Origin of the sequence: Bacillus sp. M13(2017), from assembly GCF_002218325.1 — a bacterium.
In the GTDB taxonomy this organism is placed as follows: domain Bacteria; phylum Bacillota; class Bacilli; order Bacillales; family Bacillaceae_G; genus Bacillus_A; species Bacillus_A thuringiensis_K.
Genome location: NZ_KZ268530.1, coordinates 1 through 15,828, shown reverse-complemented (window position 1 = coordinate 15,828; position 15,828 = coordinate 1). Strand labels below are relative to the sequence as shown.

Here is a 15,828-nt window from a genome sequence, read left to right as displayed (position 1 = left end):
GCTCATTTGCGACTTCCTTATGTTAACATCTTCGTTAGTTAATGTCAACTAAGTTTTTCATTTTGTTTGTCGCTTGCGACGTTAATGTCATCGGCGACTTGTTCTATATTACACCTCTAAAGTATAATCGTCAATACGTTTTTATAAAAAATATAAAAAGGCTTATTTCTTTTAAAATAAGCCTTTTTATCACATATCATTCTATTCATTTATTATTTCTCTATAATTGGTAACGAGACGATAAATTGAATAATACCATCCCTATATTCCGCTCGAATACTACCACCTTGTAACTCAACAATACTTTTCGCAATCGCTAAACCGAGTCCCGACCCTTCCGTTACTCTACTTCGAGATTGATCTTTCTTATAGAAACGTTCAAATAAATTCGCTAACTCTTCTCTCGTAAAATCTTCACTATGATTCGCAATTACAATTTGTACATCCCTACGCTGCCTTTGAAGAGAAACTTTTATCTCTCCATCATCTTTACTATACTTAATTGCATTCATTAGTAAATTATCAAATACACGAACCATCTTTTCCGAATCAATCGATGCATAAGCACGTTCCTCAGGAAACTTCTTAACAAACGTAAGTCCATGCTCTTCCGCTTGCGGTACTAACTCTTCTATTAATTGCTCCAATAACTCATTTACACATACTTCTTGTTTTTCTAATACAACTTGTTCATTCGTTAACTTCGTATACTCAAATAAATCTTCTATTAAATTCTTTAACTGCTCTGACTTCGCAAAAGCAATTCTCGTATATTCATCGTGTTGCTCTTTATTTTCATATTTAGAATCTCGAAGCAATCGCAAGTAACCCATAATAGAAGTCAGTGGTGTACGCAAATCGTGAGATACATTTGTAATAAGCTCGTTCTTTTGCTTCTCTAATTTACGTTCCTTTTCTATATTATTCATAAGCTCTTCTGCCATATTATTAATATTTTCTGTTAAAGATGCAATCTCATCTTCACCTTTCTTCTCTATACGATACGCTAAGTTTCCTTTTTCTATTTCCTTTACACCTTGTGCCATCGCTTCAATTTGCTTCATCTTTCTCTTTGTTATATAGAAGAAAGAGAAAATGAATACGAGTACACCAATTAAAAATGGGAATGGCCCTTCTACTTTATAATACACTACTTCTCCTTGAGGAATTCCACTCACAAACATATACAAATTTTTACCTTCAATTGTAATAGGTGAGAAAGTAATAAACTCTTTTCTAGATCTTTCAATATCATTATTATTTGAATAATTGATAGCAAACGAAGTTGCATTACGAATTGTATTATGCAAATTAATTTGTTCTTCTTGCGCCTGCTTCGTTTTATACAAAACCTTACCACTTTCATCCGTAACTAATATTTTAAAAGCATCCTGCCTCTGCTCTAAATTTTCATTTTCTAGCTCTATCATACTTTGTACAGCATCTAATTTATTTGCATCAACCATCATTTCCGCGGTACTTTGCGCTTTACGATTAATTTGTTCCATACCATCTCTATAATTAATCTCAGCATGTCGACTAGCATCTTCAAAAACAGGTGCTACTATCTTCGTTGATACAAAGAGTCCTAATAACGCACAAGCAGTAAATGCAGTAATAAGTTGAATTCGTATACTCCGTTTCACACTCTTTATTATCTTCCTAATTAATTCTCGAATTTTCCTAACATAAGTAAACGGATTAAATATCTTTTTCAATCTTATACCCCACTCCCCATACTGTTTTTATATATCTAGGTTTCCTTGGATTCTCCTCAATCTTTTCACGTACTTTTCGAATATGCACCATTACCGTATTATCAGACTGGAAAGATCTTTCGTTCCAAACCTTTTCATAAATTTGTTCCGCGCTAAAGACCATACCCGGATTACGAGCTAGTAATTCTAGAATTGAAAATTCCCTTGGGGTCAGTTTCACTTCTTCTCCGTCCACAATAACTTTATGGGTCGAGATGTTTATTTTCATCTCTCCAATTTCTAGCTCGTCCTCATTTTGTATAGCGAAACCATTCATTTTCATATAACGGCGTAACTGAGATTTAATTCTTGCGATTAACTCTAACGGATTAAATGGTTTCGTTACATAATCATCTGCACCCGTTGTTAACCCTAAAATCTTATCCATATCTTGCGTTTTCGCAGAAAGCATAATAATAGGCATTTCTTTCGCTTCCCTTACCTTCATACACATATGAATACCATCCACTTTCGGCATCATAATATCTAATACGACTAGATGTACTTCATTTTCTTCTAGTAAACGTAATCCTTCTTCTCCGTCTCCTGCTTGTAATACTTTATATCCTTCATTCTTTAAATAGATTGTAATTAAATTCCGAATTTCTTTTTCATCATCTACGACAAGTATTGTTTCGTGTGCCACAATATCTCCCCCATCACTTTTTTAATCCCTAACTTCTATTATAGGAAAACTTCTGAAGAAAAACGCTCGGAAATCCTTAAGATTTTCTGAAGACGCAAAAAAGGTCTAGACTCCCCTTAAGTCTAGACCTTTCAAAAAACCCCTTTTATTTACGAACGTAGATGAAATATAGTACGAATAAAACTCCCATAACATACATAATCGGATGAACCTCTTTACGACGACCACTCACAACCATTGTAATTGGATAGAAGATAAATCCAATCGCAATCCCAGTTGCGATACTATACGTAAGTGGCATAGAGATAATTGTAAAGAATGCTGGTACTGCAATCTCGAATTTCTTCCAATCAATTTCCCCTAAGGAAGAAACCATCAAGATTCCTACAATAATTAAAGCCGGTGCCGTTACAGCTGGCGTTACAACACTTAGTAATGGCGAGAAGAATAGTGCCAGTAAGAAGAATCCTGCTGTTACAACTGCTGTAAATCCAGAACGCCCTCCCGCTGCTACCCCTGCAGAAGATTCAATGTAAGACGTTGTTGTTGATGTACCCAAGATCGCACCAATTACAGTTGCAATCGCATCTGCAAATAACGCTTTTCCTGCACGTGGTAATTTATTGTTCTTCATTAATCCTGCTTGATTCGCAACCGCTACAAGCGTACCTGCTGTATCAAAGAAATCTATAAAGAAGAACGTTATAATAACAATCCCCATTTGAACTGTGAAAATATCGCCGAAGTGCGTTAACGCCACGCCGAACGTTGGTTCTAGACTCGGTATTGCTCCCACCACAGCTTTCGGAGTATCAATTAATCCTGTTGCAACTCCTAAGATCGCTGTAAGAATCATACCGTAAAATACTGCACCATTAACTTTCTTAATCATGAAGATGATCGTAGTAACAACCCCGAAGATTGCTAGTAACGTTGTGCCCTTTGTTAAGTCCCCCAACCCAACAAGAACCGCATCGTTTTTCACGATAATTCCGGCATTTTGGAATCCAAGGAAAGCAATGAATAATCCAATACCTGCTGCTACTGCAAACTTTAACTCCGATGGAATTGCATTAATGATTTTTTCACGAATACCTGAAGCAGTAAGAATAATAAAGATAATACCTGACATTAATGTTCCAGCAATGGCCGTTTGCCACGGAATACCCATCGTTAACACTGCTGTATAAGCAAAGAACGCGTTAATTCCCATACCCGGCGCTAAAGCAATTGGATACTTCGCGAAAATACCCATAATTAACGAACCGATCGCTGCCGCTAATGCCGTAGCAACGAATACTGCACCTGGATCCATCCCTGTACCTGCTGGTAACCCTTTAACATTTCCAAGCGACAGCGTAGCAGGATTGACAAATAGTACGTAAGCCATAGATAGAAATGTCGTTAACCCTGCTATGAACTCAGTCTTATAATTCGTACCGAGCTCATCAAACTGAAAATAGCGTTTCATCTTACGTTTCCCCCGTTATATGATTACTCGCCGCATTTCTCCTAGCCCTCTTTTATCCCGAGAAATAAAAAAGGCTTCCATTGCATTTATACATGGAAGCGTTCTATAAACAAAGACAAGTTTCCCCTCATCTTTATACAAACGCCTCGTAGTCAAGCCATTTACGGTAGCTAGGTAGAAACTTTCGGGCCATATCCCCGATATTATACGACGGCTATAATATTCACTTTTCGTTTGAATTACATAATCATATTAACTCGACGAAGTAGTTTTGTCAATTTAAAAACGAACATTTTTATAAAATTTCATAGTTTCGTTCGTATTAATACCAAAATAAAAAAGATCCATCTATGCATAAGCAATAGATGGACCTTTTTATAAATACTATTCCCACTCAATCGTTGCTGGTGGCTTACTCGTTACATCATACACGATACGGTTAACGTGTTTTACTTCGTTTACGATACGTACAGAGATTTTCTCTAATACGTCCCAAGGGATACGTGCCCAGTCAGCTGTCATACCGTCGATAGATGTTACCGCACGGATACCTACTGTGTAATCGTAAGTACGCTCGTCACCCATAACACCTACGCTACGCATACCAGGAAGCGCAGTGAAGTATTGCCAGATTTCACGGTCTAAGCCCGCTTTAATAATTTCTTCACGTAAAATCGCATCAGATTCACGAACGATTTCTAATTTCTCTTCTGTGATTTCACCTAATACACGAATACCAAGACCCGGTCCTGGGAATGGTTGACGCCATACGATTTCATCAGGAATTCCTAGTTCAGACCCTAATACACGTACTTCGTCTTTAAATAACGTGTTTAAAGGCTCGATTAATTTGAACTGCATGTCTTCTGGAAGTCCACCAACGTTATGGTGAGATTTAATTGTTTGTGCAGTTGCTGTACCACTCTCAACGATATCTGTGTAAAGTGTACCTTGCGCTAAGAAGTCCATACCTTGTAATTTAGACGCTTCATCATCAAATACGTAAATGAATTCGTTACCGATGATTTTACGTTTTTGTTCTGGATCTTCTACACCTTTTAACTTGTCCATAAAGCGGTCTTTTGCATCCACTTTAATAACGTTCATATGGAAGCCTTCGCTAAATGTTTTCATAACGCCTTCCGCTTCGCCTTTACGAAGTAAACCGTGATCAACGAAAATACATGTTAATTGGTCACCAATTGCTTTATGAATTAACACTGCTACAACAGAAGAGTCTACACCGCCGCTAAGTGCGCATAGTACTTTTTTGTCTCCAACCGTTTCACGGATTTTCTCTAATTCTACTTCGATAAAGTTCTCCATGTTCCATCCTTCAGAACAACCACAAGCACCGAATACGAAGTTTTTAATTAAATCGTTACCGTGCTCAGAGTGACGTACTTCTGGGTGGAATTGTACACCGTATAAGTTTTTGTCTTCATTGCTCATACCAGCAATTGGGCAAGATTCACTTGTTGCGTCTACTACGAATCCTTCAGGTAAACCAGTTACTAAGTCACCATGGCTCATCCATACAACTTGCTCTTCTGGAAGGTTCGCATATAATTTTGATTCGTTCTCTACTTTAAGAACAGCTTTTCCGTACTCGCGGTGATTTGCACGCTCTACTTTACCACCGAAGTGTTGCGTCATAAGCTGCATACCGTAACAAATACCGAAGATTGGTAAACCTAGTTCAAAGATTTTTTCATCACAATGTAATGCACCTTCACCGTATACACTATTTGGTCCACCAGAGAAAATAATCCCTTTTGGATTCATTGCTTTAATTTCTTCTGCAGTAATTGTATGTGGATGAAGTTCACTGTATACACCGAACTCACGAATTCGACGTGCTATTAACTGATTGTATTGACTTCCAAAATCTAAAACGATAATTGTATCGTGTTGTTTCTTCAAAATAATCACCCCAACGTTAGTTCTCGTATATAAATATTTTCACCAATTTGGCGAAAAGCATTACCAATATAATAAAAAAAGCCAGTCCTCCGCCTCTAGTCTCATAACAAAGAAAAGGCAGGGGTCTGGCTTTATAAAGAAAGATAGTCTCCGCTCTTTATAAATATAAGACACACTGCCTTCATAGTCAGGTTGTTTACGGTAACCCGGTAGAGACTCTCAAACCATATCATTGAGGATATATGAAGGATCGTTTTATATTATCTTCCTAGATTCTAACAATGAAGTATCAATATGGTCAAGAGAGAAAGCGACAAAATTCTACAGAAATTCATTTCCTTTTTTAAAAAACATAAAAAAACATCCATTTCTATATAGAAATGGATGTTTTTTAGGGCAAACGGAATTACATCATTCCGCCCATACCGCCCATGCCCATGCCGCCCATGTCAGGCATTGCTGGTGCATTTGGTTCTGGCTTGTCAGCTACTACAGCTTCAGTTGTTAAGAACATAGCTGCAACAGATGCTGCGTTTTGAAGTGCAGAGCGAGTTACTTTAGCTGGATCTACGATACCAGACTCAAGCATGTTAACCCATTCGCCAGTAGCTGCGTTGAAACCAACGCCTACTTTTTCGCCTTTTAGACGCTCTACAACTACAGATCCTTCTAGACCAGCGTTGATTGCGATTTGGCGAACTGGCTCTTCTAGTGCGCGAAGTACAATGTTGATACCTGTTGCTTCGTCGCCTTCAGCTACGATAGAAGCTACTTTTGTGTATACGTTCATAAGTGAAGTACCACCACCTGCAACGATACCTTCTTCTACTGCTGCACGAGTTGAGTTAAGTGCATCTTCAATGCGAAGTTTGCGTTCTTTCAACTCAGTTTCAGTTGCTGCACCTACTTTAATTACCGCTACGCCACCTGCAAGTTTTGCAAGACGCTCTTGTAATTTTTCACGATCGAATTCAGAAGTTGTTTCTTCTAATTGCGCACGGATTTGACCGATGCGAGCTTCGATTTGTTCTGTGCTTCCTACACCTTCAACTACAGTTGTATTTTCTTTCGTTACAACAACTTTACCAGCGCGTCCTAAAGATTCAACTGTAGCAGATTTTAAGTCACGGCCTAATTCTTCAGTGATTACTTCGCCACCTGTTAAGATTGCGATATCTTCTAGCATTGCTTTACGACGGTCACCAAATCCAGGAGCTTTAACAGCTACTACGTTGAATGTACCACGAAGTTTGTTCACTACTAATGTAGCTAAAGCTTCGCCTTCTACATCTTCAGCAATGATAAGAAGTGGTTTACCTTGTTGTACCACTTGCTCTAATACTGGTAAGATTTCTTGAATGTTAGAAATCTTTTTGTCAGTGATTAAGATGTATGGGTTATCAAGAACTGCTTCCATTTTGTCAGAATCAGTAATCATGTAAGGAGATGCATATCCACGATCAAATTGCATACCTTCTACTACGTCTAATTCTGTTGTGAATCCTTTAGACTCTTCTAAAGTAATAACGCCGTCGTTACCAACGCGCTCCATTGCTTCAGCGATTAATTGACCTACTTCTTCGTCAGCTGCAGAAATAGCAGCTACTTGTGCGATAGAAGATTTGCCTTCGATTGGTTTAGAAATCGTTTTTAATTCTTCAATTGCAGCAGTAACAGCTTTTTCGATACCTTTACGAAGACCCATTGGGTTCGCACCAGCTGTTACGTTTTTAAGACCTTCACGAATCATAGCTTGCGCTAATACAGTTGCAGTTGTTGTTCCGTCACCAGCTACATCGTTTGTTTTGCTAGCAACTTCTGCTACTAACTTCGCACCCATGTTTTCGAATGCATCTTCTAATTCGATTTCTTTTGCGATTGTTACACCATCATTTGTAATAAGTGGTGAACCAAATTTTTTCTCAAGTACAACGTTACGACCTTTTGGTCCAAGTGTTACTTTTACTGCGTTTGCAAGAGTGTCGACACCGCGAAGCATCGAACGACGTGCTTCTTCACTAAATTTAATATCTTTTGCCATAATAATTGACCCCCTTGGATTTTTTAAGATTTATATAATTAACCGATAACTGCTAAAATGTCACTTTCACGTAAAATCAAGTAGTCTGTACCTTCATATTTCACTTCAGTACCTGCATATTTTGAGAAGATGATAAGATCACCTGCTGCTACCTCTAAAGCAACACGCTCACCATTCTCAAGCACTCGACCAGTACCTACTGCAACAACTTTACCCTCTTGTGGTTTTTCTTTTGCAGTATCTGGTAATACAATACCACTTGCTGTTTTTTCTTCTGCTTGAACAAGCTCAATTACAACGCGATCACCTAATGGCTTTAGCATGAACAATAACCTCCTCATTTTGTTATGTAAATTTCTTTTATTAGCACTCAAGTCATCCGAGTGCTAACACACTTATAATAATAAATAATCTCAATTTCTTTTGCAAGTAAAAAAATCATAATTTTTTCGCAAATTACTATATAAACTTTCTATATAGAATACCGCCTTTACTATATGAATCGTTGTTTCCCCTACTCGTATGTTACAATATGAAAGACACCCTAAGTTGTTTTCGCTAAACGTACAACTTTTTCCTGTCTCCTACTTTAATTTCAAATAAAGATTTACAAAAAAATCATAATTCGAATGAAAGTTTATATCGTAGATAACATATTTACATGTTATCCTACCTTATCTCATACACTAGAGTTAGAAAGGATGGTTAAACCATTTGAAGAAACAATACTGGTGGATTATCGTTACATACATTTTAATGCAGTTATCTGGCGTTGTTGGATTACCACTTCTCCTAAAAACAGGACTCTATGATAATAGAGGATTTACCATTGAGGAAAAAGGACAAATCATAATGGGACACTGGGCAATTATTAGCTTCTTTGTTGCATTATGTATCATACTTTGGTTACTTAGAACAGATATTCGTGACAGGCATTTAGATGCAATGCGCTCTTCTGTCCCAGCTACTATTGGATGGATTTTCATCGGGTTCTTCTTAGCTTTCTTTTCACAAATAGTTGCCGGTATGATCGAGATGCAGCTACTAGGAATTAAGCAAGGTTCAGAAAATACAATGAAACTGATGGAAATTGCAAGAACGACACCTTGGTTCCTTATTGTCGTATCTATAATCGGACCTATCTTAGAAGAAATCGTATTTAGAAAAATTTTATTTGGTGCACTTTATAAGAAGTTTAACTTCTTTATTGCAGCTATCATTAGTTCGCTTGTATTCGCAGCAATTCATTTTGATTTTACTCACTTATTGGTATACACTGCTATGGGGCTCGTATTCGCCTTCTTATATGTGAAGACGAAACGTATTATCGTTCCGATTGCAGCTCATGTTGCGATGAATACATTAGTTGCTATTGGGCAAATTTTTATGAGCAATGAGCAAATTCAAGAAATGATTAAAGAAGCTGAAAAAATGCAAGGCTTTATCGGAGGATTTTTTGTATGAGAAACTCACCATTGTTCATGGCTGCACTATACTTCCTTCTTGGATGTATCTTTACACGCTTGGCCATTACGAACGTGACAGATACAATCTGGAATATGTGGACAATACTATTTGCAGTTATGGCAACAATTGATTTTAATTTGGCACTTCGCCTTATATTAGTTAAATTCACAAAGAAGAAACAATAATAAAACGCAGAGGTCGCTTCCTCTGCGTTTTATTGTGGATAGTTTTTCAAAAAGTAAACTAATGTTTGTAACTCTACAGCTAAGTCAATATGATGAATTCTAATATTCTCTGATACGTTTAATCGCGCTGGTGTGAAATTCAAAATACCGTGCACGCTCGTTTCAGCTAATCTATCTGCTACAGCTTGTGCTACTGTGGCTGGTACTGTTAATATTGCCACTTGTATATCATTTGATAATCTCTCTTCTAATTCATCTAAATGATATACAGGAATGCCCCCGATTTCTGTTCCAACTTTCTCTTCACTAACATCAAATGCCATTTCAATTTTTGTATTATTGTTTTTCGTGAAATTATAATGTAAGAAAGCGGTCCCTAAATTACCTACTCCAATAAGTGCTACACGTGTTATATCATCTTGATCAAGTGTTTCGCGGAAAAATGATAATAAATAATTTACGTTATATCCATATCCCTTTTTCCCTAACGCTCCAAAATACGAAAAATCTCTTCGTATTGTTGCGGAATCTACTTTTACTGCCTCACTCAATTCGGCCGATGAAACACGCTGCTTACCAGAAAGAGATAAGTTTTGGATAAATCGATAGTATAGAGGCAATCTTTTAGCAGTGGCTTGTGGAATCTTTTGCTGATCCATATGACCTCTCCTCTCTTCCTATCATTATTCATATACTTTAATCAAATACAGAAGTTTAGCACTCATTAAATTCCTTGTATAATAAAGAGAAGAAGTATTCTCTCTTTATTTTAAACTATACACTATTTTTAGTATGATTGAGAAATATAAACATGGCAAAGTTAAGAAATTATTTGAGGTGAAAACATTGATTTTATTACAAGTAAACGCGCTTTCGAAATTATACGGTGCAGAAACAATTCTGGCAAACATAAAATTGGAAGTACAAACAAAAGATCGTATCGCATTAGTTGGAAGGAATGGAGCAGGAAAATCTACATTATTAAAAATAATCGCTGGTGAATTATCTCATGATGGTGGCGAAATTATAAAACCAAAAGATGTCTCAATCGGATATTTAGCTCAAAATACTGGACTAGAAACGTCTTTAACAATTTGGGATGAAATGCTAACCGTCTTTACCCACTTACAGCAAATGGAGACAAAACTTCGAAGGCTTGAGCAAGAAATGGGAAAAGAAGAAAACTTTTCAAACGAAGCTACATATGAAAGATTGTTAGCTGAGTATGACCAATTGCAACTCAATTATAAAGATCAAGGTGGATATCAATATGAAGCGGATATTCGCTCCATTTTAAGCGGCCTTGGCTTCCCAGTTGAAACGCACCAGACGACGATTTCTACTTTAAGCGGCGGGCAAAAAACAAGATTAGCTCTCGGGAAATTATTATTAACAAAACCAGACTTACTTATTTTGGATGAGCCTACAAACCATTTAGACATCGAAACATTAACGTGGCTTGAGCAATATTTACAAGGTTATCCTGGCGCAATATTAATCGTTTCACATGACCGTTATTTCTTAGACAAACTCGTTACACAAGTATATGAAATTTCGAATAAAGAAAGCAGACGATTTGTTGGTAACTACAGTAAATATTTAGACTTAAAATCAGCATTATATGAGCAAGAAATGAAACGTTACGAAAAACAACAAGATGAAATCGCAAAACTTGAGGACTTCGTTCAAAAGAATATAGCTCGCGCTTCTACAACGAAACGGGCTCAAAGTCGCCGTAAACAACTAGACAGAATGGAATTATTAACAAGACCATTAGGGGATTCTAAGTCAGCATCATTCCACTTCGATATTGAAAAGCAAAGTGGAAATGATGTTTTACAAGTAAATGATGCAACCATCGGCTATGATGAGAACCCTATAATTGAACATGTAACTATGCGCTTAACTCGCGGAGATAGTGTTGCTTTAGTTGGTCCAAATGGAATTGGGAAATCCACATTATTAAAGTCTATTGTGAATAAGTTACCACTATTAAATGGTGATGTTTCTTTCGGATCAAATGTATCTGTTGGTTATTATGATCAAGAACAAGCAAACTTAACATCTTCTAAACGGGTTTTAAATGAACTATGGGATGAATATCCACTGCAACCTGAAAAAGAAATCCGTACTATACTCGGGAATTTTTTATTCACAGGAGATGATGTACTGAAACCAGTATCTTCCCTTAGTGGTGGACAAAAAGCTCGATTAGCTCTTGCAAAACTTATGATGCAAAAATCAAATTTATTAATTCTAGATGAGCCTACGAACCACCTTGATTTAAATAGTAAAGAAATTTTGGAGAATGCTTTAATTGATTACCCAGGGACTCTTCTATTCGTCTCACATGACCGCTACTTTATTAACCGTGTAACAACGACTGTGGTTGAGTTATCAACAGAAGGTGCACAGGAATATTTAGGGGATTACGATTACTACGTTGAAAAGAAAAATGAAATGATTGAACGTGCAGAACTTGAACAGCAAGAAAGTGACATTCCTGTTCAAAAGGTGGTTGCACAAGAGAAATTAAATTATTTAGAAGAAAAAGAGCGTAAAAAACTAGAGCGTCAACGCACTAGAAAAATTGAAGAGCTAGAACAAAGTATATTAGAATTAGAAGAAGAAATTGCTACGTTAGAAGATCAACTTTGCTTACCAGAAATATATGCAGATTATGAAAAAGCTAGTGAAATTACAACTAAAAAGCAAACGCTACAAGAACAACTTGAAACTTGTATGGCAGAATGGGAAGAGCTGCATGTATAAGCATATTTAAATAAAGAAGATGTCTCATAAGTCAGGATTTTTGACTATGCGACATCTTCTTTTCTTTTAATACAGAAACAATTTTTTGAGTATATCAATCGTAACTTAGAATATACTAACGATTTTTCAAATATATCTATCGTAACCCTATATATATTAACAATTTGAAACGAAATATCGATTTAACGACAAAGATTGACAATATTAGCATCTTCTATAATGGGGTGATGTTTCAAAATGTTTTTCGGGGATATCTTCTTGCCTTTTATTTCCCGAAAAAGAACAAATTCAAAGGTCTGACATCATCCTATTTATCCACAAGTTTATACACATATCCACCTTTATAAAATAAACCTTAAAATAACTTTTCCACATTATCCACAATCAACAAAAAAGTTATCAACATTTTATATACACAATAAAACCCATATTATCAACAGACAATATGGGTTTTATCCACAACCTGTGGTTAATTATGTGCATAACTATGCTTCAATATCTAATCCTGGATTTGCATTTAAGGCTAATGTTGCACGCTTACCTTGTTCATAAGCAATTGTCCCTGCCGCTGCAATCATCGCTGCATTATCTGTGCATAAAGATAGCGGCGGAATAATTAATTCAATGTTTTCTTTTTGTGCAAATTCCTCTTCTAATCGCGCACGAAGTCCTTTATTAGCAGCTACTCCACCAGCAAGAAGTAATTGCTTTACATTATAAGCTTCTGCTGCACGAGCTGCTTTCGTTACAAGTACATCTATTACACTTTCTTGGAAACTTGCCGCTAAATCTTCTGGCGCAATTTCTATACCGCGTTGTTTTGCATTATGCACAGTGTTGATAACTGCTGATTTCAATCCACTAAAGCTAAAATCATATGAATCCGGTTCTAGCCATGCACGAGGCAAATCAATTGTCGGTTCTCCTTCATGTGCAAGGCGATCAATATGAGGACCACCTGGATATGGCATAGATAACGTACGAGCTACTTTATCATATGCTTCTCCAGCTGCATCGTCTCGTGTTTCACCAATTACTTCAAATGAACCATGTTCTTTCATATAAACAAGTTCTGTATGCCCACCAGATACAACAAGTGATAATAACGGGAATTGAACTTCTTTTACTAAACGGTTCGCATAAATATGACCAGCAATATGATGAACACCGACTAACGGAATATCATGTGCAAACGCTACTGCCTTCGCTGCATTTACTCCAATTAGAAGTGCTCCTACTAAACCAGGACCTTCTGTTACAGCAATTGCATCAATATCATCAAATGTGATGTTTGCTTCCTTTAAAGCTTCTTCTAACACAACTGTAATTTCTTCTACATGATGACGGGATGCAATCTCTGGTACAACGCCGCCAAAACGTTTATGACTTTCAATTTGTGATGCAACGACATTCGCAATAATTTCCGTTCCATTTTTAACAACTGCTACTGCTGTTTCATCACAACTTGTTTCAATACCAAGTATAATCGTATTTTTTTCCATTATATATTCACCCACATTACGAGACCATCTTCCTGATTGTCTGCATAGTATCGTTTACGAATCCCACCATTTTGAAATCCGTATTTTCTGTATAACTGCTTTGCTACTTCATTTGATACACGTACTTCAAGTGTCATTGTTTTTACCCCTAGTTCTTTCGCTTCAGAAATAACTGCTTTCAATAGGGCATCTCCTAACTTTTGACCTCGGTATTCTGGCAAAATAGCTATATTTGTTATATGTGATTCATCAATAATTATCCACAATCCACAATACCCGATTACACGACCATCTTTTTCTAACACAATATAATGTGCATGTTCATTCATCGTTAATTCACGGTGAAAGGCATCTGCAGTCCAAGGAGTTGAAAAAGACGCTTCTTCAATAGCTACAATTTGAGCAATATCATCAAGCTCCATCTTTCTAAATATCATATCCATCTTCTGCAAGCTCCTACTTGTTTTGACTTTCTAACCACTTTGTTTCAGCTTCAGCTAAACGAAGATAGCTTGGAACAAACGTATGCACATCTTGTTCTTCTTTTTGTAATCCTAAGAATGCTAGCTCACTTGGTCTTGGGTTATTTTTAGTAAATGGAGCGAATACAGCTTGATCACCTAAATGTTCTATAATTGTTTCTTTATGCAATTTAACATCGTTACCGATAAATAAAACAGGCTGTCCTTTATCTTTTAACATTTGCAACCAGTCTACAATAAGAATAATTCGGTCTTCTTCTATTGAAGTTAACTGCTCTCCTTCATATGTATATAACCCAGTATAAATTTGCCCACGTCTTCCATCAAATAAAGGACAAATTAATCCGTTAAAGTTAGCACCGTTTGCAGCTACTACCTCTAAACTTGATACACCTACAATTGGTATTTGAAGTGACCAAGCTAATGTTTTCGCCGCTGTCACGCCTATGCGAACACCTGTATAGGATCCAGGTCCAGCAGCTACAACGATTTTAGTTAATTTCTTCGGTTTTACGCCACACTCTTTTAACAGTTTCTCTACAGCTGGCATAAGACGTACAGAATGGTTTTTTGTTAAATTTGTAATGATTTCCCCAATTACGTTTCCTTCCTCAATAAGGGATACACCCATTACGTAATTTGAAGTATCAATTGCTAGTACTTTCATCTTGTAATAGCTCCTCACATAATCTAATATAGCGATCTCCAATTGGCTCGAGTATAATTTTTCTTGTGTCATCTCCAGCATGGAATAAACTAATTTGTAACTTTTCATTCGGTAAATATGCTTCTATTAAATGAGCCCATTCTACTACCGTAATTCCTTCACCGTAGAAATATTCATCAAAGCCTAAGTCCTCTTCACTTTCTGCTAAGCGATACACGTCCATATGATATAGCGGTAATCTTCCTTTATATTCTTTGATGATATTAAAGGTAGGACTATTTACAACTCTTTTCACTCCAAGACCTTTTGCTAGTCCCTTTGTAAAAGTCGTCTTACCAGCTCCAAGATCTCCTTCTAAAATAATTACATCTTGTGCCTCTACGAGCTCACCTAGTTTTTCTGATAACCTTTGTGTTTCCTCAGAAGATTTTGTTGTTACTTCATATTTACTCACAGATTTCACCTACTTTACTCACAATGTTCTCTGCTCTTTATTATACAGGTTTTGAATATATAAAAAAGTCCTTAGGAGTTGTCCTAAGGATAGTTTGACTGTCTTTATTAGTTTTTTGTTAAAACAAATAAAAAAATACGAAACAACTTGTTTCGTTCTTTTCTTTATATGAAATGGCGGTCCCGACCGGGGTCGAACCGGCGATCTCCTGCGTGACAGGCAGGCATGTTAACCACTACACCACGGGACCATTTGGTTGCGGGGACAGGATTTGAACCTGCGACCTTCGGGTTATGAGCCCGACGAGCTACCGTGCTGCTCCACCCCGCGACAATATAAATAGCTTGGCGACGTCCTACTCTCACAGGGACAAGGTCCCAACTACCATCGGCGCTAGAGAGCTTAACTTCCGTGTTCGGTATGGGAACGGGTGTGACCTCTCTGCCATCATCACCAAACTA

The 15,828-nt window shown here is 37.0% G+C and carries 14 protein-coding genes, 2 tRNA genes, 1 rRNA gene and 2 riboswitches; of the genes, 3 read left to right on the top strand and 14 right to left on the bottom strand.

Features of this window, described 5'->3' with window-relative positions; translation table 11 throughout:
* Positions 1–212: 212 nt before the first annotated feature.
* From CGQ22_RS30685 to groES, 6 genes are all read right to left on the bottom strand, one after another.
* Positions 213–1,718 carry a HAMP domain-containing sensor histidine kinase gene (locus tag CGQ22_RS30685; protein WP_089149772.1) on the bottom strand — a complete coding sequence of 502 codons (1,506 nt, stop codon included), beginning with the start codon at positions 1,716–1,718 and terminating at the stop codon, positions 213–215.
* Positions 1,702–2,403: a response regulator transcription factor gene (locus CGQ22_RS30680; RefSeq protein ID WP_000929884.1), complete on the bottom strand. Its 702-nt coding sequence runs from the start codon at positions 2,401–2,403 to the stop codon at positions 1,702–1,704. The genes CGQ22_RS30685 and CGQ22_RS30680 overlap by 17 nt, the downstream gene beginning before the upstream one ends.
* 145 nt (positions 2,404–2,548) lie before the next feature.
* A complete protein-coding gene (locus CGQ22_RS30675; protein ID WP_000833096.1) occupies positions 2,549–3,874 on the bottom strand; it encodes an NCS2 family permease in 1,326 nt (441 codons plus the stop codon).
* 129 nt (positions 3,875–4,003) lie between these two features.
* Positions 4,004–4,105: riboswitch (purine riboswitch) on the bottom strand.
* A gap of 153 nt (positions 4,106–4,258) precedes the next feature.
* Positions 4,259–5,797 carry a glutamine-hydrolyzing GMP synthase gene (gene guaA, locus CGQ22_RS30670; protein ID WP_000743911.1) on the bottom strand — a complete coding sequence of 513 codons (1,539 nt, stop codon included), beginning with the start codon at positions 5,795–5,797 and terminating at the stop codon, positions 4,259–4,261.
* Between the two features lie 164 nt (positions 5,798–5,961).
* Positions 5,962–6,063, bottom strand: a riboswitch (purine riboswitch).
* A gap of 140 nt (positions 6,064–6,203) precedes the next feature.
* The gene (gene groL / locus CGQ22_RS30665) at positions 6,204–7,838 is read right to left on the bottom strand and encodes a chaperonin GroEL (RefSeq protein WP_001029993.1); all 1,635 of its coding nucleotides are present in this window, start codon (positions 7,836–7,838) and stop codon (positions 6,204–6,206) included.
* A gap of 38 nt (positions 7,839–7,876) precedes the next feature.
* Positions 7,877–8,161, bottom strand: coding sequence for a co-chaperone GroES (gene groES / locus CGQ22_RS30660; RefSeq protein ID WP_000917311.1), 285 nt, complete (start codon positions 8,159–8,161; stop codon positions 7,877–7,879).
* Positions 8,162–8,552: 391 nt separating this feature from the next.
* Between groES and CGQ22_RS30655 the strand changes: the two genes are divergently transcribed.
* Both CGQ22_RS30655 and CGQ22_RS30650 read left to right on the top strand, forming a co-directional pair.
* On the top strand, positions 8,553–9,302 hold the full coding sequence (locus tag CGQ22_RS30655; protein ID WP_000745321.1) for a CPBP family intramembrane glutamic endopeptidase: 750 nt from the start codon (positions 8,553–8,555) through the stop codon (positions 9,300–9,302).
* Entirely contained in the window at positions 9,299–9,490 is a 192-nt protein-coding gene (locus CGQ22_RS30650) for a YdiK family protein (RefSeq protein ID WP_001246205.1), read from the top strand. Before CGQ22_RS30655 ends, CGQ22_RS30650 begins: the two co-directional genes overlap by 4 nt.
* Before the next feature lie 29 nt (positions 9,491–9,519).
* Here the strand turns inward: CGQ22_RS30650 and CGQ22_RS30645 are convergent, their stop codons facing one another.
* Positions 9,520–10,149, bottom strand: a complete 630-nt coding sequence (locus CGQ22_RS30645; RefSeq protein WP_000372699.1) for a redox-sensing transcriptional repressor Rex — start codon at positions 10,147–10,149, stop codon at positions 9,520–9,522.
* A 187-nt stretch (positions 10,150–10,336) separates the two neighbouring features.
* On the opposite strand from CGQ22_RS30645, the gene CGQ22_RS30640 reads away from it, so the two are divergent.
* Complete coding sequence (locus CGQ22_RS30640) at positions 10,337–12,262, top strand: ABC-F family ATP-binding cassette domain-containing protein (protein ID WP_000602151.1); 1,926 nt, start codon at positions 10,337–10,339, stop codon at positions 12,260–12,262.
* Between the two features lie 485 nt (positions 12,263–12,747).
* On the opposite strand, the gene tsaD is transcribed toward CGQ22_RS30640, so the two are convergent.
* From tsaD to rrf, 7 genes are all read right to left on the bottom strand, one after another.
* Complete coding sequence (tsaD, locus tag CGQ22_RS30635; protein ID WP_000414585.1) at positions 12,748–13,764, bottom strand: tRNA (adenosine(37)-N6)-threonylcarbamoyltransferase complex transferase subunit TsaD; 1,017 nt, start codon at positions 13,762–13,764, stop codon at positions 12,748–12,750.
* Positions 13,764–14,207 (bottom strand): ribosomal protein S18-alanine N-acetyltransferase, encoded by a 444-nt coding sequence (gene rimI / locus CGQ22_RS30630; RefSeq protein WP_000367189.1) that lies wholly within the window; start codon positions 14,205–14,207, stop codon positions 13,764–13,766. Before rimI ends, tsaD begins: the two co-directional genes overlap by 1 nt.
* Before the next feature lie 13 nt (positions 14,208–14,220).
* The gene (tsaB, locus tag CGQ22_RS30625) at positions 14,221–14,913 is read right to left on the bottom strand and encodes a tRNA (adenosine(37)-N6)-threonylcarbamoyltransferase complex dimerization subunit type 1 TsaB (protein ID WP_089149771.1); all 693 of its coding nucleotides are present in this window, start codon (positions 14,911–14,913) and stop codon (positions 14,221–14,223) included.
* On the bottom strand, positions 14,894–15,367 hold the full coding sequence (gene tsaE, locus CGQ22_RS30620) for a tRNA (adenosine(37)-N6)-threonylcarbamoyltransferase complex ATPase subunit type 1 TsaE (protein WP_000049642.1): 474 nt from the start codon (positions 15,365–15,367) through the stop codon (positions 14,894–14,896). The genes tsaB and tsaE overlap by 20 nt, the downstream gene beginning before the upstream one ends.
* A 174-nt stretch (positions 15,368–15,541) precedes the next feature.
* Positions 15,542–15,617 (bottom strand) — tRNA-Asp (locus tag CGQ22_RS30615).
* A gap of 3 nt (positions 15,618–15,620) precedes the next feature.
* Positions 15,621–15,697: transfer RNA gene (locus tag CGQ22_RS30610), tRNA-Met, on the bottom strand.
* A gap of 12 nt (positions 15,698–15,709) precedes the next feature.
* A 5S ribosomal RNA gene (gene rrf / locus CGQ22_RS30605) occupies positions 15,710–15,825 on the bottom strand.
* Positions 15,826–15,828: the final 3 nt, after the last annotated feature.